Genomic DNA, 18,480 nt, shown 5'->3' with positions numbered 1-18,480 from the left:
TTAAACGTGGATTAGCTATTTTTTAATGTCCACTCAGGCAGATAGGTGTCTTGTAAAAAGTTTGTATCGTACTCACCGTTTACAAAACGCTCGTCTTGTAACAAATCTTCTTGGAAAAATTGATTGGTTACAATACCATCAATAACTAATTCACTTAACGCACGCTTCATTTTTGCAATAGCTTCACTACGATTTTCACCTTTAGTGATAATCTTTGCAATCATAGCATCGTAATAAGGCGGAATTTCATAACCTGCAAACATTGCACTGTCCACACGTAAACCTAATCCACCACTTGGTAGTAATAAATAATCAATTCTACCTGGTGACGGAGCAAAATGGAAAGCTGGATTTTCGGCATTAATACGACATTCAATTGTATGGCCAGTTAAATGAATATCAGATTGCTCTAACGTCATTTTTTTCCCACTGGCAATTAACAGTTGCTCTTTGACAATATCAATCCCTGTCGCCATCTCAGTTACAGGATGCTCGACTTGAATACGCGTATTCATCTCCATAAAATAAAAACCGTTTTGATCCACTAAAAATTCAATGGTCCCAGCATTTTTATAGCCCACATGTTTCGCTGCTCGCACAGCTGTTTCTCCAAGAATTTGTCGTTCTTTATCACTTATAGCAACTGAAGGGGATTCTTCAATAATTTTCTGATTATTTCGTTGTAAAGAACAATCACGTTCTCCCAAGTGTATCACATGACCATAGTTATCCGCTAAAATTTGAACTTCAATATGTCTAGCATGTTGGATAATTCGTTCCATATACATGCGGTCATCGCCAAATGCAGCTCCAGCTTCACTACTAGCACTCAAATAGGCGGCTTCTAATTCTTCAGGCTTCATCACTTTACGAATCCCTTTTCCACCACCACCAGCAGCTGCTTTTAACATAACTGGATAACCGAGTTGATCAGCTATTTCAACCGCCATTTCCACACTTGTAACAAACCCATCACTACCAGGAATAACTGGAACATCTGCTTCAATCATTAATGCTCTGGCATTCGCCTTATTCCCCATCATATCAATAGTTTCTGCATCTGGCCCAATAAAGGTAATATTACATTCCCCACACATAGTTGCAAAAACACTGTTCTCAGATAAAAAGCCAAACCCAGGATGAATCGCCTGGGCTTTAGTAACAACAGCAGCACTTAAAATGCTCTGCATATTTAAATAAGAATCAGTAGCTTTAGCTGGTCCAATACAGATGGCTTCATCTGCCAATTGCATATGAAGGGCATCTTTATCTGCTTCTGAGTAAACCGCGACAGTTCGAATTCCAAGTTCTTTACATGCTCGAATAATTCGAACTGCAATCTCACCACGATTTGCTACTAATATTTTTGTAAACATAGGCTTATCTACCAATGATGAAGGTTAATTCAGCTTCACAAACCTTTTTCCCATCAACATAAGCGACAGCTTTACCAATTCCAGCGTAATCTTTTAATTTAATGATGTCTACATGTAATTTCAAAACATCACCAGGAACAACTTTTTTACGGAATTTAACTTTGTTCATTCCACCTAAGTAAGCTGTTTGTCCTTGGAATTTGTCTAATTTTAATAATGGAATAGATCCTGCTTGCGCTAAACTTTCTAAAATTAAAACACCTGGCATTGTTGGGTTCCCAGGAAAATGCCCTTGGAAAAAGTCTTCATTAATTGTTACATTTTTAGTGGCTACAACATGCTCCCCAGGGATTAATTCATCTACATAATCAATAAAAAAGATTGGGTATCTATTTGGGATTAACTCCATTACTTCTTGTGCTGTTAAAACGCTCATTTCATTTCCTCCTAATAATTCACTTTTAGACGATTCTAAATAGTGGTTGGTTATATTCTACAACTTCTTCATTTTCAATTAAAACTTCAGTAACTGTCCCAGCGACATCGCTAGTAATTTCATTCATTAATTTCATTGCCTCAACGATACATAAAGTTTCGCCTACTTCTACTGTATCACCAACTTTTTTAAAGTTAGGCTTATCAGGGGAAGCCGCTAAATAAACGACTCCAACTATCGGAGCTTTAATTAAATTTCCTTCTTCACTTATCGTAGTTTTCACGACTTCTTCAACTTGTACCTCAGTTGCAGTTTGCGGAACTGCTGATACTGCTGTCGCTTGTTGGGTTTGAGCTTGTGGTGCCGCCATTTCTTTAGGTGCTTGATGTGTGTTTTTACTCATATGCAACACAACATTATCCATTTGTAAATCAAACTCTGTCAATTTAGAGTCATTTACGATGGTTAGTAATTCTTTAACTTCAGCAATATTCATTACGCGTCCTCCCATTTTTTAAAGCAGACAACGGCGTTATGTCCGCCAAAACCTAATGAGTTACTTAAAGCATATTTAGCTTCTGTTGCTGCACGACCTACATTTGGAATGTAATCTAAATCACAGGCTTCATCAACTACTTGATAGCCAATAGTTGGTGGTAAAAATCCATCTTGTAAAGCTTTAACACAAGCAATCCCTTCAATAGCACCAGCTGCGCCAAGCAAATGACCAACCATACTCTTCGTACTAGAAATTGGCACTTGTTTAGCAATTTCTTCGCCCATTGCATATTTGATAGCTGTTGTTTCAGCACTATCATTTGCAGGGGTGCTTGTTCCATGAGCATTAATATAATCTACATCACTTGCAGAAATACCCGCTTCTTTCATGGCTTGAATCATCGCTTTTCCTGCTCCACTACCATCAATAGACGGAGCCGTCATATGACCAGCATCACATGTAGAGCCATAGCCAACAACCTCGCCATAAATTTTAGCGCCACGGTCTAAAGCATGTTGCAGTTCTTCTAAAACTAAAACGCCGGCACCTTCACCCATAACAAATCCATTACGTTCTTTATCAAACGGAACTGAACCACGTGCGGGGTCTGTTGATTTGCTTAAGGCAGTCAACGCTCCAAAACCAGCAATGCCGATTTCACAAATAGTTGCTTCTGTTCCACCTGCTAAGATTACATCTGAGTAACCATGTTTAATTGAACGAAAAGCTTCGCCAATAGAGTTTGTTCCAGATGCACATGCTGTTACAATCGAAGTACATAATCCTTTTGCTCCTACTCGAATCGCAATATTTCCTGCTGCCATATTTCCAATAACCATTGGAACAAAGAATGGTGCAACGCGCTTTGGACCTTTTTCATGCATTTTAATGACTTGTTCTTGAATTGTATTCATTCCACCAATTCCAGAACTAACAATCACGCCAAAGCGATCTACATCTATTTTTTCTGTATCTAATTGACTATCATCCATTGCTTGAACAGCTGCTGCAATCCCATATTGAGAAAACAAATCTGTTCTTTTCGTTTCTTTTCTTGGCATATATAAAGTTGCATCAAAATCTTTCAATTCAGCTGCAAGAGTAATTCCTGTTTCTGAAGCATCAAATCGTTTAATTTCTGCGATTCCGCTCTTACCATTTTTTAAGCTATCCCAATAAGTCTCAACTGTATTTCCTACTGGTGTAACAGCACCCATACCTGTAATAACTACTCGATTCATTTTATAAACTCCTCTCATTATCCATTCATTACCATGCCGCCATCAACATTGATAACTTGGCCTGTAATATAGCTATTTTGACTTAAAAAGACCGCTGCTTTTGCAACATCTTCAACTTGACCAAAACGACTTAATGGAATTTGTTGCTTCATTAAATCTTTATTTTTATCACTTAATTCATCTGTCATATCCGTTTCAATAAACCCTGGTGCAATCGCATTTACGGTAATACCACGAGCTGCTAATTCACGAGCTGCCGATTTAGTTAATCCAATTACGCCCGCTTTACTTGCTGCATAATTAGCTTGTCCAACATTTCCAATCTGACCGACAATACTTGATAGATTAATAATCGATCCACTACGCTGTTTTAACATAATTCCTGTTGCATGACGAATCGTATTAAATGTTCCTTTTAAATTTATATTAAGTGTTGCATCAAAGTCTTCTTCTGACATGCGCATGAGTAATTTATCATTGGTAATCCCAGCATTGTTGACCAAGACATCTACACTCCCAAAGACCTCTTTCGTTTCATCTATTAACTGTTTTGCCATATCAAAATTGCTTACATCACCAAGAATTGTATGACATTTCACGTCAAACCCTTCAATTTCAGCAATTAACTCTTCTGAAATCGGCTTGCGACCATTTAAAACAATATTGGCTCCTTCTTTAGCAAATTCGATGGCAATAGCTTTTCCAATCCCCCGCGAACTACCAGTAACAATCACTGTTTTCCCCTTTAAAGTCATTTGCTCATTCCTTTAATTGTATTTTATTCTTGTTTAAATTTACTCAGCTTTTAATTTTTCTAAGGTTTTTTCAAGAGATTTTTGGTTTTCAACATTTAATACGGTCACTGATCGATCAATTTTTTTAATAAAGCTACTTAATGCTTTACCTGGTCCGACCTCTATAAATGTTGTTACCCCAAGATCATCAATCATTGTTCGAACGCTATCCTCCCATAAAACAGGAGACATCACTTGACGTACCAATAACGGTGCTATCTCAGCTTGATTTCCAATCACCTTTGCTTCAGTATTACTTATAATAGGAAGCTTTGGCTCATGAATGGATACGTTCTCAAGAGCTTTTTCTAACTGTTTAGCAGCAGGTTCTAATAATGCTGTATGAAAAGGACCACTTACTTGTAGTGGAATAACACGTTTAGCACCCTTTTCTGTTAGAATCTCACCTGCACGTTCCACTGCTGCTTTCATTCCAGCAATAACAATTTGACCAGGCATATTATAATTAGCTGGTGTCACAACACCTAGTTGACTAGCCTCTAGACAAGCAGCTTTAACCGTTTCACGATCTAATCCCATAATGGCACTCATTGCACCTGCACCAGACGGAACAGCCTCTGTCATAAATTGTCCACGTTTTTTAACTAATAGAAGAGCTTCTTTAAAATCCAAAACTCCTGCTTTTACCAAAGCACTATATTCACCTAAACTTAAACCTGCAACAACTTCTGGCTCAATACCATGCTCTTTTAAGAGGGTATCAATCGCGACACTAACTGTTAATATAGCAGGTTGTGTATAAGTTGTTTCATTTAATTTGTCATTTTCATTAAAGCATAATGCAGCCATATCGAAGCCTAGTACTTCTGTCGCCTCATCAAACAACTCTCGTACCGTTTGATTCGCTTCATAAAATTCTTGACCCATACCTTGATATTGAGCACCTTGCCCACTGTATACAAAAGCAATCTTCATTGGATTAACTCCTTTTTAAAAGTTAAAAGCTCAATAGATTTGACCACAGAATTAAGTTCCTACTCATTCTTTAATGAAACAAACTATTGCCGCCTAAAACTAAATCCTTATAAAAACAAGCCTTAAAAGGCTCGTTTTATTTCTATTCTTTGCCACCCTGAACTACTTACAAAGCCTGAGCTTTTTCTTTAATTACAGTTTGGTATTCCGTCATCAATTCTAAAATAATATCGCTACAACTCTGCTCTCTACTAACTAATCCAGCAATTTGACCTGACATCATTGAACCATTTTTGATATCCCCTTCAACAACGGCCAAACGTAATGTGCCTTTGCCAAGTTCTTCTAAACGCTCAAAATCAGGTTTATCTTTACTAGTCTCTTCCTTTTCGGCTTGATCATAAATTCGTGTTAATTTATTGCGAATAGTGCGAACTGGATGTCCTGTAATTTGACCAGTAACAGTTGTATCAATATCTCTAGCTTTTAAAACGGCATCTTTAAAGTTTTGATGGATGGTACACTCATGAGCGACTAAGAAACGCGTTCCTAGTTGTACAGCTGAAGCTCCTAGCATAAACGCCGCTGCCATACCACGCCCATCTCCTATACCACCTGCAGCAATCACAGGAATCGAAACAGCATCTACAATTTGAGGAACTAATACCATCGTCGTTAACTTGCCAATATGACCTCCGGCTTCCATTCCTTCAATAATAATTGCATCTGCACCATCTTTTTCCATTCGTTTCGCTAAAGCAACAGAAGCGACTACAGGTATAACTGTAATGCCATGTTCTTTAAAAAGCTTCATATACTTCCCAGGGCTTCCTGCTCCAGTTGTAACAACCTTCACACCCTCTTCACAAACAGCTTTTACAACTGCATCTACATGTGGAGATAAAAGCATAATATTCACACCAAATGGACGATTCGTTTTTTCTTTTGCCTGCCTAATTTGATCGCGAACAACTTCTTCTGGAGCATGTCCTGAGGCAATAATACCTAACCCGCCAGCATTTGAAACAGCACTTGCCAATTCAGCATTTGCTACCCATGCCATCGCTCCTTGAATAATGGGATAGTCAATCCCTAGTTTTTCGCATATATTTGATTGCATGCAGGTTCCCTCTTTCTTCTTGATTTATTTATTTTTTAATTCTGCTTCAACAAAGTTAACAATATCTTGAACTGTATTTAAGCCTTCTTCAGTTTCAATTTTAATATCAAATTCATCTTCAATATCGTTAATGATTTGGAATAAATCTAAACTATCTGCTTCTAAATCCTCACGGAAGTTAGTAGTTAATTGTACTTCAGCTTCCTCTTTGTCTAATTGGTCCACGATAATTGCTTGAATTTTTTCGAATGTCATTGTTATTTCCTCCATTATTGGTTTTATTTTTGTTTGATTGCTGCGTTCGAAAACACTGCATTTATTTTATAACTCGATTAAAATGGAACCCCATGTTAGGCCCCCACCAAAACCAGTTAAAATAACTTTTTCATTACTTCCTAAGACTAATTCATTGTTAGAGACTAGTTCGTCTAATAAAATTCCGATACTAGCTCCAGAAGTATTGCCGTATTCAGCCATATTTGTTTTAAACTTAGTCATCGGTAACTTCAACTTTTTAGCAATAGCTTCAACAATCCGATAATTTGCTTGATGCGGAAGAATATAATCAATATCTTCCAACTCTAATCCAGCATTTTCAACAACTTGACGAACACTTTTTGGGACACTACGTATGGCAAAATCAAAAATACCTCGCCCATCCATTTTCAAGTAGTACTCGTTTGTTTCTTCTGTTTTATGGTAAGGATTATTGACAGCCATCGAACCTGCTGTTAAAGATAAAGCACGACCGCCATCTGCATGAAGATCTTCGGCAATAAAAGTATTTTTTTCAGAATTTGCTTCTAATAATACCCCACCTGCTCCATCTCCAAAAAGAACCGCTGTGCTTCGATCTGTCCAATCAATAACTTTTGACATAACTTCACCGCCTATTACTAAAGCATAATGAAATTTGCCACTAGCCATCATTTTTTCAGCCACCGACAGTGCATACACAAAACCTGAACAAGCTGCATTTAAATCAAAAGCCATCGCTTTATTTGCACCGATGTATTCTTGAACTAAACAAGCTGTTGATGGGCTTAAATAATCGGGTGTCATGGTTGCTACAATAATCAAATCAATTTCAGACGCTTCAACATCCGCCTTATCTAACATCGCTTTAGCAGCCTTGCCACATAAAACAGAAGTGTTCTCACCTTCAGCTAAATGCCGATGATGAATCCCAGTTCGTGTCTTAATCCATTCGTCATTTGTTTCCATAAAACTTTCCAACATTTCATTGGAAACTTGTTTTTTTGGAACGTAACTCCCAGTACTAACAATTTTTGTTCCCATAGAGTTCAGCCCTGTTCTTTCAATTTTTTTTGTGTTTTATCTAAGAAACCATGTAAGTTTCGCAAACCTTTAATTAAAATATCAATCTCTTCAGGTTGCATATCCTCAATTGTTTCTTTTACCATTTCCTTATGAAATTTATCGTGTAGTCGAAATAATAAGCGACCACGTTTGGTTAAACCTAATTTCACAACTCGTCGATCATCTTCGCTTCGAATTCTTTCTACATAGCCCTTTCGGACTAAATTATTGACTGCAACAGTTAATGTACCCACAGTAATTTGAAGTTTCTTAGCGACTTCTGAAGTCGTACGTCTCTGATACATGCCGATTGCTTCAACTGTATGCATTTCTTTAATTGAAACATCTTCAAAACTACTATTTTGCAAAGCTGTTTCTTCAATTGTCAGAATTTCATTAAACACATCGACTAAATAATCGTTAATCGTTTCAAATGAGTTTGGCAACACCAACTCCTCCCTTTCGATTCATTTATCAACTCTTTCCAAACTTACTTTGAAGTTCAAATTGTTTGACCATCAAACTATATTATTTTTTTGCTAAACTGTCAAGTAAGTTTTTACAAAATTAGTGAAAAAACTTCTAAAAACCCCATGAAATCTGGATTTATAAAACTTAAAAATATTTTGAACATCAAAGTATTTAATCCGATTAAGATAAAAAAAATCAACTTCAGAAGAAATTTCTGAGTTGATTTTTGAATTATTCTGTATCCATTCAATTAAAAGCATAAAGATAGTAACTTGTTATGATACGACATTTAAATTAGTGACTTCAATGATATCTTTGAAATTGACAATTGTTTTATCTTCACAAACATCTTTCATAATAGATGAAGATTGTTCCCAGAAAATTTCGACTACAGCACTATTTGTTAACAGTTTTTGAATCACTCCAGCCATTTTTTCATCACGAAATGTAAAGCGAATTTCATCCCCTACATCTGGTCTAAATGACTCTTTTACTTCGTCAATAATTACTAAAGCCTCATCGTAATTAACACCTAAAAGCGTTGCAATTCTTGACTTGCTAGCACCTTTTCGAAGCTCAATCTCAACAACTGACTGAATCTCATCGGTTATTTTAAATCCCACACAAATCCCCTCATTTCTTTGGTTCTTAAAAACGTAAAATCAAAATCACCATAACGTTCAATATCCTATTATAACATATTTTCATCCTTAATTGTTACATTTATCTTTTATTTTTTAATTCACTCTTTTTTATTCAATAAAATTATGCTAAAATAATCGATTAAAGATTTTAATTTGCTTATCAGCGAATAACCTTGCTGACTTCAAACAAAAATCTTCTTTTTCTGATAAACTAGTATAAGAAGACATACTTTTAATCGATTTAAACTATAGTTAATCACTTAGAATAAAAATCACTCATTTAAAACGTTACAAGGATCATAGACATTATGATGATTAAATTTAAAAGGATGGAATTTTATGAAGACAATTTTAGTTGCCGATGACGATCAACTTATCAAAAATATGGTTCACTTTTTTTTAACTTCAGAGGGATTTAACGTATTGACGGCTAGTGATGGAGACGAAGCTTTAGAAATAATCACAAAAAATCAGATTGATTTAGCTATCCTTGACGTTATGATGCCAGGGAAAACAGGCTATCAAGTTTGCCAACAGATTCGAGAAAATTCTTCTATTCCAGTTATTTTACTAACTGCTAGAGGTGAAATGGTGGACAAAGAAGTCGGATTCCAAGCGGGAACTGATGACTATATTACGAAACCTTTCGAATTAAAGGAATTGCTTTTCAGAGTTAACGCACTCTTACGACGTTCTCAAACCCCAAATGAAACAGTCATTCAGATTGGGCAATTAAAAATCGATTCACAAAACTACTTGGTTACATTAGGAAAAAAAGAACTTTACTTACCATTAAAAGAATTTGAAGTCCTGCATAAATTAGCTTCTTATCCAAAAAAAACATTTACTCGTGACCAACTAATTGACTCCATTTGGGGATTCGATTATGAAGGTAATGACCGAACTGTTGATGTTCATATTAAGCGTCTAAGAGAACATTTAACACCCGAGTCTGGTGTTAAAATTTCAACAATTAGAGGACTTGGTTATCGACTTGAGGTGCAACTATGAAAACATTATATAAAAAAATTGTGGGTGCAACTTTTTTAGTATTAGTTTGCAGTTTTTTTCTGGCTTTCTTACTTTCAAATCTGTATTATCAAACTCATTTAAAACCCATTAATGACAGCAAAGTCACAAAAATAGCGGAAGAAATGCGGGATTACTTCGCTAAGAATACAGAACTTGATTTAACCTCGTACTTAACTCATATTACTTCATTAGGGTATGAAGTGTATCAAGTTTCAGAAAATGGAGAAGAAACTGCTTATGGAGATTCTTTTAGAAAAACCTCTTTACCCCAAGAATCGATTGATTTAGTTCGTTCTGGAGAAATTTATCATGGAATTGCTAATTTTCCACAAAATATTTTAATCACGGGCTTTTTTGATAACGACTTAAGAAATACAATTGGAGTACCTATCAAAACAGCTAATTCAACAGAAGCTATTTTTATTCGACCTGACCCTACTCAGCAATTTGGTGAGTTACGCATTTACTTTGCACTACTTTTATTGCTAACCGTTTTAATCGGATTTTGTTTTATTTTTTTAAGCAGTTCTTTTATAGTTAAGCCCATCAAAAAATTAACAGAATCAACTAAACAACTAATTAGTGGGCAATTCACTGAAATTAACTCGACTAGTAGGCAAGATGAAATTGGTCAGTTAACAAATTCTTTTGCAACAATGGCCACTGAAATTAATAAATCTGAAAAAGCTCGACAAGAATTTGTCGCAAACGTCTCTCATGAAATTCAATCACCTTTAACGACTATTCAAGGGTATACAAGTATCTTAAAGACCAATCAGCATAGCTTGGAAGAAAATTTTAATTACTTGACAATCATTGAAAGTGAGACTGCGCGCTTGTCTGATCTAACCAAACAATTATTAGCCCTTTCCTATTTAGACAACGAGAATCAATTGGTTCAAAAAAAGTCAGTTGATATTGCTGCTCAAATTCGGCATTATATTCAATTTACTCAATGGAACTGGCAAGAAAAAAACATTTATTTATCGGTCGAATTAATCCCAGCTTTTATTAATGGAAATGAAAATTTTTTATACCAAATTTGGCAAAACCTCATCAACAACGCTTTAAATTATACGCCTGAATACGGAGAAATCCAGATTAAAATCGAAGATACCACTGAAAATTTCATAATAACTATTTTTAATAGCGGTCCTACTATCCCTGACTCTGATATAGACCACTTATTTGAACGATTCTACCAAGTAGATAAAAATCGAACTCGACAGAATGGAACCAGTGGTTTAGGTCTAGCAATTACAGAAAAGATTGTTCACTTACACAATGGAACTATTTCTGTACTCAACAAAACGCATCCTAAAGGTGTTTTATTTAGTGTCCAATTGCCAAAAGCTCATTTGTAAACTTGTGTTCATATTCAGTTCATACTTCCATTATAAGATAGTGCTATCAAAGAAATGGAGTGTGAACACAATGTTTTTAGCTTGGCGAGAAATAAAACACACAAAAGTACGCTATGCCTTAATCGGTTTCATTATGATTCTCATTATTTGGCTTGTACTATTCGTAACAGGTCTGGCAAATGGTTTGGCTAGTGATAATGCTTCGGCAATTAAAGAGAGTCCAGCTTCCTATTATGTTTTGGAAAAAGGTGCTGATAATCGATTTGCTCGTTCGACAGTTACATCTGATGAATGGCAAATGATTCAGCAAAAATTAAAGGCTGATGCAACTCCACTCAGCATCCAAATGAGTACGATTAGTAACTCAAAAGGAGAAGAAAAAACAGATATTTCTTATTTCCTTTTAGAACCAAGTAGTTTCCAAAAACCTCAACTAAGTTCTGGAAAATTTCAAAAAACAGATCCTAAAAAAGTTATTGTTGATGAAAAATTGCAACGAAATGGGTATAAAATCGGTGACTCAATTAAAGATACCGTGAGTGAAACTGTTTTTACTATCAGTGGCTTCACTAAAAATCAAACCTATAGCCATACAGGTGTAGTTTTCTTATCTCCTGAACAATGGAAATCAATTAAACAGCCGCAAAAAACTGATGCGATTACGTATAATGCAATTGCCTTAGATATTTCTAAAAGTAAAGCAGAAACTTTATCCTTTAAAGGTCTAGATGTCGTCCCACAAAATGATATTGTTCAAAATATTCCAGGATATTCGGAAGAACAAGGTTCTTTAACCATGATGATTGCCTTTTTATACATTATTGCAGCCTTTGTTTTAACTGTTTTCTTTTATGTAATTACTCTTCAAAAAATGGACCAATTTGGTATGTTAAAAGCAATTGGAGCAAAAACAAGCTATTTAGGTAGAAGTTTATTTATGCAAATTACCCTGATTTCTATTTTCAGTCTTTTAATTGGGAATGGACTAACTTATGGTACAGCAGCAATCTTACCTGCTAGCATGCCTTTTAAATTAACTGGCACGACTGCCCTTCTTTCTTCGATTCTTTTCCTAGCAGTCGCTTTAATTGGTGCCTTATTATCTCTCTATAAAGTGGCAAAAGTCGATGCTATTGAAGCGATTGGAGGAACAAACTAATGACAGCTAAACTTATTTTAGAAGATGTATCAAAATATTATCAAGACGGCTCTGAACAAATCGAAGTCCTTAAAAATCTTTCCTTAAGCGTGGCAGAAGGAGAATTCGTTGCGATAGTTGGACCAAGTGGTGCTGGTAAAAGTACATTCCTATCAATTGCTGGCGCCTTACTTTCCCCTTCTTCTGGAAATATCCAGATTGGAGGAACGAGCCTAAACTCTTTATCTCAAAAAAAATGGACACAATTGCGCTTAGAAAAAATTGGCTTTATTTTCCAGAGTGGCAATTTAATTCCTTATTTAAATGTCCTAGATCAACTCTTATTGATTCCAGAACTAAATGGTACAAAAAAACAGAATCGCCAAAAAGCATTGGACTTATTGGAAGATTTGGGATTGTCTCATCGCTTAACCCAATATCCTGAAAAATTATCAGGTGGGGAGCGACAACGAGTTGCGATTGCTCGAGCATTAATGAATGAACCTGATATTATTTTAGCAGACGAACCAACAGCGAGCCTTGATTCTGAGCGCGGCTATCAAGTTGTAAAAATGATTGCTGCTGAAGTCCATAAAAAGAATAAAGCTGCTGTCATGGTTACTCATGATGAACGTGTCTTAGATCTAGTTGACCGTGTCTTACGAATTGAAGATGGTCGGTTATATACAGTTTAAAAGTAGCTTATTTTAAGCTTAATAAAAAAAGTGAGACTAAAGAGAAAATTCTTTAGCCTCACTTTTTTCTATTTTTTAGTATAAAATTTACCGAATCTTACCTATCCTGTTGTTTTATCTCACGATGAATTTTTTTCAACGCTTTTTTAGATCCCCTATTGATGTCATGATCTAGCTTACGCTCTGTATAGCTCGTAAATAAGGTAGATAAATCATAATCAGGCGGATACAAATCAGTAGCTAAAACTTCTAATTTCAACCGCTTAGGAACTACTTCATGATAGTCATTTCTATAAAAAACAGTCACCGTTTCCCGCAATGGATTATCTTCAAAAACTAAACCATTCTCATTATAGTCTAAAAGCAAGACACGATCGCCTTTTTTTAATAATGAGACACTTTCTGCTCTCTCTGTTTGACTATCGATCATCGTTTTATTTTTTGGAATTGAAGCTTTTGTTAAAGAGTAATCTTTATCCTCCATATATCGTTGTGCTTGTTGAATGACATGCTCTTTTAAATTCATTTTTTTAGCAATCCACAAGGCATTACTTTCACCTGATTCCCCCATTAATAATTGATACAATGGTGTTAAGGTCGCTTGATCGAATGCCATTGCAGCATTAATAAAATCTGGATGTATTTCTGAGTAACGCTTAATTTCGCCATAATGAGTGGTTGCCACGACGATATTTCCGCGCTGATAAAACTCCTCTAATATAGCTATCGCTAAAGCTGCCCCTTCATTGGGTTCAGTACCACTACCGATTTCATCAAATAGAACTAAACTATTTCGGGGTGCTACTTGCATAATATCGGCTATATTTTGAATATGTGAAGAAAAGGTACTTAAAGCATTTTCTAAACTTTGACTATCTCCAATATCAACAAATATACCTTCAAATAAACCCATCTCTGTTCCTTCATCAGCTGGTAATTGAATACCTAACAAAGTCATTAAAGCTAACAAACCAACGGTCTTTAACACAACCGTTTTACCTCCTGCATTGGGCCCGGTAATAATTAATCCACGATAGTCTTCACCAACTGTAAAATTTAACGGCACAGCGTTTGCTTCTATTAAAGGGTGTACCGCATTCACTAAATGAATGTAACCTCTTTGATTTAATTTAGGTGTCACACCTTGAATTAGCCGACTATATTTCCCACGAGCAAAAATCATATCATATTCTGCGATGGTCTCTAAATTTAATTGAATAGGAACTAAATTTTCCAAAATTAAACCAGATAGTGTTGCAAGTATTTGATAAATTTCCGTACTTTCTTCAACCTTTAGAATTGCCAATTCATCATTTAATTTGGTAACTGCAGTTGGCTCAATAAAGACAGTTGTACCTTTCGAAGAAGTTTCAATAATTGTGCCAGCAACTTGATTTTTATAAGCAGCCTTTATTGGAATTGTAAATCGTTCATTTTTCTTGCTTACAAAAAATTCTTGAATTTGTTTTTGGTTGTCTTTATTTTTAAGAAATTTACTTAAACGCTCCTCTATTTTACTTTCCTTCTCAGCAATTAACCTCCGAATGCGTCTTAACTCTTTACTAGCTTCATCAGCTACTTGCCCATTTTTAATCGAAAAATAGATTTCATCTTCAATTTCAGTGAACTCAGAGATAGATCTTGCGTACATTGTTAATGTCGGGGCTAATGATTCATATTTTTCCATAAAGCGTCGAATCATGCGACCACTGCGTAAGAAATCAGCTACGTCAATTAGACTACTAGCCTCTAAGAGCAAACCCTTTTCTAACTGCTCCATAAAAACATCAATGCTTGATAGTCCCATAAATGGCATCGTCAACTTAGCATCTAATAACGCCCGCGCTTCTTCAGTTTCGTTATATCTAGTTGTAACAACCACTGGTTTAGCATTAAGCTGTAATTTTTTAAAGCGTTTCTTTCCTAATGAACTGACACAATGTCGTTCTATTTGTTCTTTCACTTGGTTAAATTGAATTTTTTCAATTGTTGTTAAATTCATCTTCTCTTCTCCTCGTTTTTAGAAATCACGAAGATACCCATAGTTAGTTAATGGACAATCACTTTATTTTATTGAACGTTTATGCAACAAAAAAAGCCGTGGAAACCCACAGCTTTAGTAATTCACTCTATATTAATCAAACAAATTTGCTGATTAGAAAGTGGCTTTTACATAAAGTAAGACAGGTATCTTCATAGGTAACCTAAATAAACCAATTCTTCCTCAGAATTTTTAGTCTATTTAGCTTATTTAATTCAGCCTATTTAGATACGACTCCACTCACAAAAAGCACCTCAATTTAATATAATCGTCCATTTAACATTACTTCATTTAAATTATACAATTTTTTCCAAACTACGTCAAATCACACTAATTTAGATAACTAAAAAATAAACCTAGAAGAATAGAGGGATAACTTTTAACTCAGGCAAACTAAATTATTAATTTTCAGCAAACCCGCACAATGATCCTTGGTATAATAAAAAAACAAGATAAATTTTATAAGCAAGCTGCTGCACAAGAAGCTTTTTTCTATTCTAATTTGTATCCTTCTTCGCCTAAATAAGAAAATAGGAAAAATATTCGATATGAACTACTGATTGGGCTATCACTTTTGGTGCTTTAACACTTGCTAACGCCTAAGTCTTGCTATTTCTAACAAACCCCGCCTTGAATACTCAGATAGCACTACAATATCCAAGGGAGCTACTCTCAGGCATTGAAAGAACTAGTTCATAATGAAATGGAGCAGATTATGCAAGAGCTGTATAAATAATATTTTTTTATTCAGTCTCATATTTTACTTTTAACTTTTTATGGTCATGTATAGAAAATAGGTACAACTCATAACATTTTGCATTGCACCTGTTTTAATACTAGCTTAAGTACAACAAAAAAACTCCCAACTCCTTGTTATAAAAGGAATTGGAAGCAAATTCGATATTTATGCATTTTTAAGATTACGTCTCAAGAGAGATTCGAACTCCCGACCGTCCGCTTAGAAGGCGGATGCTCTATCCAGCTGAGCTATTGAGACTAGTTATAACGACAAGATTTATTATAGACAAAATTGAATAAAAAGTCAATACTATTTACTAAATTAATCTACTTCTCATAATCATTCACCGAAAACTTCATTTAAACAAATAGCCTAAAAGCTACACAATGCAGAAAAAAACCAGCCAATCCGGTAAATCTATTGAAAATTAGACATACTACCAACTGTTAAAATTCCTTATTTTTTCTCGTTTTGCATAATTATTAGACATAGTCTTTTAAACTATCCTATGGTATTATCTTATTATTAACGAATTTACTTAAAAGAGAGCTGATACTATGTACTACCTTTACGCTAACCTAATTGGCGAATGGACATGCCTTAACTTAGATCCTAATGCACGCATTGATGGAATACATCCAGATTTATGGTTAAAACAACATCCTGATTTTCTTTTTGATACACCATTTGTAGAAATTTTTTACGCCAGTGTCCATTATCAAATTCATCCTTCGCAAATCCAAACCTTTAAAATGTCGACAAACAAATAAAACACGCAGCCCCTATCATTATTAGATAGAGGCTATTTTCAGCATACCACTTTAGCCTTCCTTAATTAGAATCTCTTTTAATTCGTGCTTTATTTCAGCGATAAAGCTCTTCAGATCAGTAACCTCAACTGCAAACCGATATCCTTGATCATATCCTTTAGTCTCTGATTGAGAAAGTACATCCATATTAAACCAAAATTCAACTTCCACTAGATCAGCTTCCAAAGGATCGATAAAAATCATCCCAAAATAAGCTTGAGAAGAATAAAATTCAATTTCTTCAAATGTATTGACAGCTTCTTTAGTACCTAAATTTTTCTCAAGCTCCCAATCAAACGATTAATTTCATATAAAGTAAAGACAGCTCCTCTTTTAGCTTCATACTCATAACAATCTCCGGCTACATCTAACTTTAACGCAAAAGGAATCCACGACTCATGACTACTTTCTTTTATTTCTAAGAATTTATTATTTAGCAACTTCAGCGATAGTTGGATATTTTTGTCGGTATTTTTAATTAGTGCCATAGAATTCCACCTCAAACTTTATTCGTATTTATCTATATATGCTTCTTTAAGATACTCTATTATTCAGTACTTTTCAATTCATTTATAAAAATCATTAGATGGATTCAAATCATTTTCTATGTTAGGCTCTCTCCTTTAACAAATAAAAAAAGGGTTTTAGTCAGCTACAGCCCACTAAAACCCTCTTACTTAACCACCCTAACGCTATCAACTATATAAGTGCATCGAAAACGATTTTGTGCTTTTCCAATTCTTCATCCACTGCATCAAGTACGTGTTGATTATTGTCCACATACGCTAAAGCCTTGGCAATAAAATAATTTTTTGAACTATTTACCCTATCACCAAGCTCAAACAAATTATACCCCAGCAAAAAATACAAGGCACTCAAATGGTAACGCGAGTCTAAATTAATTAAAATCGATAATGCCTCTAAACACAAATCAACAGCTTTTTTATACTCCTTTTTATCTGAGTAATGTTTAGCTGTATTAAAAGCAATTTTCCCCATCTCTTTTTGCTCAGATAAAACCTCTGTCTCAAATTTTTTCATATGCTCCAATGATTTCATAAAGTAAAATTCAGCTTTATCCATTTCCCCTTTAAAAGTATAAGCAATACCCAACCCATTTAATGCTAGTACATCTTCAATTGTTTCCGTTTTAGCTTCATTCTCAGTATTTAATGTACGACTAAAATTAAATATCGCTTCATCAGGTTTCTCCAAATGAATAACTTGAGTTAAACCTAAAAAATAGTAATATTTTTTTTGGAAACAAATAGTAATCAACTGTTCTTCTGCAATCTCCTCCATCAGCAAAATGTATGCCTCCCGATGTCTATGATTGCCACATAGCCATTGCAATTGATCGAAATTAGCCGTTAAATTCTTAACTTCTTCTGTATCAATAGGTTCACCATATAAATCTTGTAAAGCAATTTCTAATTTATCACAAATTTTTATTAGAATTTCCATTGATGGATTTTGTTTATTATTTTCAATATTACTTAATGTTACATTTGAACAAATTCCTTTAGCAAACTCTTTTTGTCGCATTTCTTTTTGAATACGTAACGCTTTGATTTTCCCCCCGATATTTTCCATCAATTCACTCCTTTTCCTTTAAGTCCAACACTAATTACTTCTCACTATTTTTAGCACGAATGGTAATTAAAATTTATTATAGCATTAATTATCTGACAATTACAGCAGTATTTCCTCATCAAATATTAATTTTTCAAAAAAACCGAAAAAACTCCTTCTATAAAAGCGTCATACTATTCAGTTGTACTTAACTATTTTAGTTTTACTATTTATTAAAAAATAATTCATATAA

At 34.7% G+C, this 18,480-nt stretch carries 20 protein-coding genes and 1 tRNA gene; 5 read left to right on the top strand and 16 right to left on the bottom strand.

The features are described 5' to 3' along the window. Positions 1 to 11: 11 nt before the first annotated feature. From BR77_RS01555 to BR77_RS01505, 11 genes are all read right to left on the bottom strand, one after another. Positions 12 to 1,376: an acetyl-CoA carboxylase biotin carboxylase subunit gene (locus BR77_RS01555; RefSeq protein WP_010053362.1), complete on the bottom strand. Its 1,365-nt coding sequence runs from the start codon at positions 1,374 to 1,376 to the stop codon at positions 12 to 14. Positions 1,377 to 1,380: 4 nt separating this feature from the next. After that, the gene (gene fabZ / locus BR77_RS01550) at positions 1,381 to 1,812 is read right to left on the bottom strand and encodes a 3-hydroxyacyl-ACP dehydratase FabZ (RefSeq protein ID WP_010053359.1); all 432 of its coding nucleotides are present in this window, start codon (positions 1,810 to 1,812) and stop codon (positions 1,381 to 1,383) included. Positions 1,813 to 1,837: 25 nt separating this feature from the next. Further along, positions 1,838 to 2,308 (bottom strand): acetyl-CoA carboxylase biotin carboxyl carrier protein, encoded by a 471-nt coding sequence (accB, locus tag BR77_RS01545; RefSeq protein WP_010053358.1) that lies wholly within the window; start codon positions 2,306 to 2,308, stop codon positions 1,838 to 1,840. Next, a complete protein-coding gene (gene fabF, locus BR77_RS01540) occupies positions 2,308 to 3,552 on the bottom strand; it encodes a beta-ketoacyl-ACP synthase II (protein ID WP_010053357.1) in 1,245 nt (414 codons plus the stop codon). Before fabF ends, accB begins: the two co-directional genes overlap by 1 nt. 17 nt (positions 3,553 to 3,569) lie before the next feature. Next, positions 3,570 to 4,307, bottom strand: a complete 738-nt coding sequence (gene fabG, locus BR77_RS01535; protein WP_010053356.1) for a 3-oxoacyl-[acyl-carrier-protein] reductase — start codon at positions 4,305 to 4,307, stop codon at positions 3,570 to 3,572. A 39-nt stretch (positions 4,308 to 4,346) separates the two neighbouring features. Then, entirely contained in the window at positions 4,347 to 5,282 is a 936-nt protein-coding gene (gene fabD / locus BR77_RS01530; RefSeq protein WP_010053355.1) for an ACP S-malonyltransferase, read from the bottom strand. A gap of 166 nt (positions 5,283 to 5,448) precedes the next feature. Next, on the bottom strand, positions 5,449 to 6,402 hold the full coding sequence (gene fabK, locus BR77_RS01525) for an enoyl-[acyl-carrier-protein] reductase FabK (RefSeq protein ID WP_010053353.1): 954 nt from the start codon (positions 6,400 to 6,402) through the stop codon (positions 5,449 to 5,451). A gap of 24 nt (positions 6,403 to 6,426) precedes the next feature. Further along, positions 6,427 to 6,657, bottom strand: a complete 231-nt coding sequence (locus BR77_RS01520; RefSeq protein WP_010053351.1) for an acyl carrier protein — start codon at positions 6,655 to 6,657, stop codon at positions 6,427 to 6,429. Between the two features lie 66 nt (positions 6,658 to 6,723). Continuing rightward, on the bottom strand, positions 6,724 to 7,701 hold the full coding sequence (locus BR77_RS01515) for a beta-ketoacyl-ACP synthase III (RefSeq protein WP_015076641.1): 978 nt from the start codon (positions 7,699 to 7,701) through the stop codon (positions 6,724 to 6,726). A 5-nt stretch (positions 7,702 to 7,706) separates the two neighbouring features. Further along, complete coding sequence (gene fabT, locus BR77_RS01510; RefSeq protein ID WP_010053347.1) at positions 7,707 to 8,168, bottom strand: fatty acid biosynthesis transcriptional regulator FabT; 462 nt, start codon at positions 8,166 to 8,168, stop codon at positions 7,707 to 7,709. Positions 8,169 to 8,468: 300 nt separating this feature from the next. Continuing rightward, a complete protein-coding gene (locus BR77_RS01505; protein ID WP_010053346.1) occupies positions 8,469 to 8,816 on the bottom strand; it encodes a DUF2187 domain-containing protein in 348 nt (115 codons plus the stop codon). A gap of 360 nt (positions 8,817 to 9,176) precedes the next feature. Between BR77_RS01505 and BR77_RS01500 the strand changes: the two genes are divergently transcribed. The 4 genes from BR77_RS01500 to BR77_RS01485 all read left to right on the top strand — a co-directional run bounded on the left by BR77_RS01500 (position 9,177) and on the right by BR77_RS01485 (position 13,066). After that, positions 9,177 to 9,848 carry a response regulator transcription factor gene (locus BR77_RS01500; RefSeq protein ID WP_016356485.1) on the top strand — a complete coding sequence of 224 codons (672 nt, stop codon included), beginning with the start codon at positions 9,177 to 9,179 and terminating at the stop codon, positions 9,846 to 9,848. Next, positions 9,845 to 11,233, top strand: coding sequence for a HAMP domain-containing sensor histidine kinase (locus BR77_RS01495; RefSeq protein ID WP_016356486.1), 1,389 nt, complete (start codon positions 9,845 to 9,847; stop codon positions 11,231 to 11,233). The genes BR77_RS01500 and BR77_RS01495 overlap by 4 nt, the downstream gene beginning before the upstream one ends. A 70-nt stretch (positions 11,234 to 11,303) precedes the next feature. Continuing rightward, complete coding sequence (locus BR77_RS01490; RefSeq protein ID WP_015076646.1) at positions 11,304 to 12,392, top strand: ABC transporter permease; 1,089 nt, start codon at positions 11,304 to 11,306, stop codon at positions 12,390 to 12,392. Then, positions 12,392 to 13,066 (top strand): ABC transporter ATP-binding protein, encoded by a 675-nt coding sequence (locus BR77_RS01485; RefSeq protein WP_010053342.1) that lies wholly within the window; start codon positions 12,392 to 12,394, stop codon positions 13,064 to 13,066. Before BR77_RS01490 ends, BR77_RS01485 begins: the two co-directional genes overlap by 1 nt. Positions 13,067 to 13,163: 97 nt before the next feature. Here the strand turns inward: BR77_RS01485 and BR77_RS01480 are convergent, their stop codons facing one another. After that, the gene (locus BR77_RS01480; RefSeq protein WP_015076647.1) at positions 13,164 to 15,068 is read right to left on the bottom strand and encodes an endonuclease MutS2; all 1,905 of its coding nucleotides are present in this window, start codon (positions 15,066 to 15,068) and stop codon (positions 13,164 to 13,166) included. A gap of 962 nt (positions 15,069 to 16,030) precedes the next feature. Then, positions 16,031 to 16,104: transfer RNA gene (locus BR77_RS01475), tRNA-Arg, on the bottom strand. Positions 16,105 to 16,403: 299 nt separating this feature from the next. Here BR77_RS01475 and BR77_RS01470 point away from each other — a divergent pair. Beyond that, complete coding sequence (locus tag BR77_RS01470) at positions 16,404 to 16,616, top strand: hypothetical protein (RefSeq protein WP_010053339.1); 213 nt, start codon at positions 16,404 to 16,406, stop codon at positions 16,614 to 16,616. 51 nt (positions 16,617 to 16,667) lie between these two features. On the opposite strand, the gene BR77_RS19370 is transcribed toward BR77_RS01470, so the two are convergent. The 3 genes from BR77_RS19370 to BR77_RS01460 all read right to left on the bottom strand — a co-directional run bounded on the left by BR77_RS19370 (position 16,668) and on the right by BR77_RS01460 (position 18,248). Further along, on the bottom strand, positions 16,668 to 16,859 hold the full coding sequence (locus BR77_RS19370; RefSeq protein WP_257613168.1) for a hypothetical protein: 192 nt from the start codon (positions 16,857 to 16,859) through the stop codon (positions 16,668 to 16,670). A gap of 65 nt (positions 16,860 to 16,924) precedes the next feature. After that, the gene (locus BR77_RS19365; protein WP_236700869.1) at positions 16,925 to 17,143 is read right to left on the bottom strand and encodes a hypothetical protein; all 219 of its coding nucleotides are present in this window, start codon (positions 17,141 to 17,143) and stop codon (positions 16,925 to 16,927) included. A gap of 211 nt (positions 17,144 to 17,354) precedes the next feature. Continuing rightward, positions 17,355 to 18,248: a helix-turn-helix domain-containing protein gene (locus tag BR77_RS01460; RefSeq protein WP_015076648.1), complete on the bottom strand. Its 894-nt coding sequence runs from the start codon at positions 18,246 to 18,248 to the stop codon at positions 17,355 to 17,357. Positions 18,249 to 18,480 lie beyond the last annotated feature (232 nt).

It is taken from the genome of Carnobacterium maltaromaticum DSM 20342, assembly GCF_000744945.1.
In the GTDB taxonomy this organism is placed as follows: domain Bacteria; phylum Bacillota; class Bacilli; order Lactobacillales; family Carnobacteriaceae; genus Carnobacterium; species Carnobacterium maltaromaticum.
Note: the sequence above shows the minus strand (reverse complement) of the source record. Positions and strands in the feature narration are given on the sequence as shown.

What these genes read in the sequence shown, in the direction of transcription:
- BR77_RS01555 (WP_010053362.1), bottom strand. Translation starts at nt 1,376, where the DNA reads ATGTTTACAAAAATATTAGTAGCAAATCGTGGTGAGATTGCAGTTCGA.
- fabZ (WP_010053359.1), bottom strand. Translation starts at nt 1,812, where the DNA reads ATGAGCGTTTTAACAGCACAAGAAGTAATGGAGTTAATCCCAAATAGA.
- accB (WP_010053358.1), bottom strand. Translation starts at nt 2,308, where the DNA reads ATGAATATTGCTGAAGTTAAAGAATTACTAACCATCGTAAATGACTCT.
- fabF (WP_010053357.1), bottom strand. Translation starts at nt 3,552, where the DNA reads ATGAATCGAGTAGTTATTACAGGTATGGGTGCTGTTACACCAGTAGGA.
- fabG (WP_010053356.1), bottom strand. Translation starts at nt 4,307, where the DNA reads ATGACTTTAAAGGGGAAAACAGTGATTGTTACTGGTAGTTCGCGGGGG.
- fabD (WP_010053355.1), bottom strand. Translation starts at nt 5,282, where the DNA reads ATGAAGATTGCTTTTGTATACAGTGGGCAAGGTGCTCAATATCAAGGT.
- fabK (WP_010053353.1), bottom strand. Translation starts at nt 6,402, where the DNA reads ATGCAATCAAATATATGCGAAAAACTAGGGATTGACTATCCCATTATT.
- BR77_RS01520 (WP_010053351.1), bottom strand. Translation starts at nt 6,657, where the DNA reads ATGACATTCGAAAAAATTCAAGCAATTATCGTGGACCAATTAGACAAA.
- BR77_RS01515 (WP_015076641.1), bottom strand. Translation starts at nt 7,701, where the DNA reads ATGGGAACAAAAATTGTTAGTACTGGGAGTTACGTTCCAAAAAAACAA.
- BR77_RS01500 (WP_016356485.1), top strand. Translation starts at nt 9,177, where the DNA reads ATGAAGACAATTTTAGTTGCCGATGACGATCAACTTATCAAAAATATG.
- BR77_RS01495 (WP_016356486.1), top strand. Translation starts at nt 9,845, where the DNA reads ATGAAAACATTATATAAAAAAATTGTGGGTGCAACTTTTTTAGTATTA.
- BR77_RS01490 (WP_015076646.1), top strand. Translation starts at nt 11,304, where the DNA reads ATGTTTTTAGCTTGGCGAGAAATAAAACACACAAAAGTACGCTATGCC.
- BR77_RS01485 (WP_010053342.1), top strand. Translation starts at nt 12,392, where the DNA reads ATGACAGCTAAACTTATTTTAGAAGATGTATCAAAATATTATCAAGAC.
- BR77_RS01480 (WP_015076647.1), bottom strand. Translation starts at nt 15,068, where the DNA reads ATGAATTTAACAACAATTGAAAAAATTCAATTTAACCAAGTGAAAGAA.
- BR77_RS01470 (WP_010053339.1), top strand. Translation starts at nt 16,404, where the DNA reads ATGTACTACCTTTACGCTAACCTAATTGGCGAATGGACATGCCTTAAC.
- BR77_RS19370 (WP_257613168.1), bottom strand. Translation starts at nt 16,859, where the DNA reads ATGATTTTTATCGATCCTTTGGAAGCTGATCTAGTGGAAGTTGAATTT.
- BR77_RS19365 (WP_236700869.1), bottom strand. Translation starts at nt 17,143, where the DNA reads ATGGCACTAATTAAAAATACCGACAAAAATATCCAACTATCGCTGAAG.
- BR77_RS01460 (WP_015076648.1), bottom strand. Translation starts at nt 18,248, where the DNA reads ATGGAAAATATCGGGGGGAAAATCAAAGCGTTACGTATTCAAAAAGAA.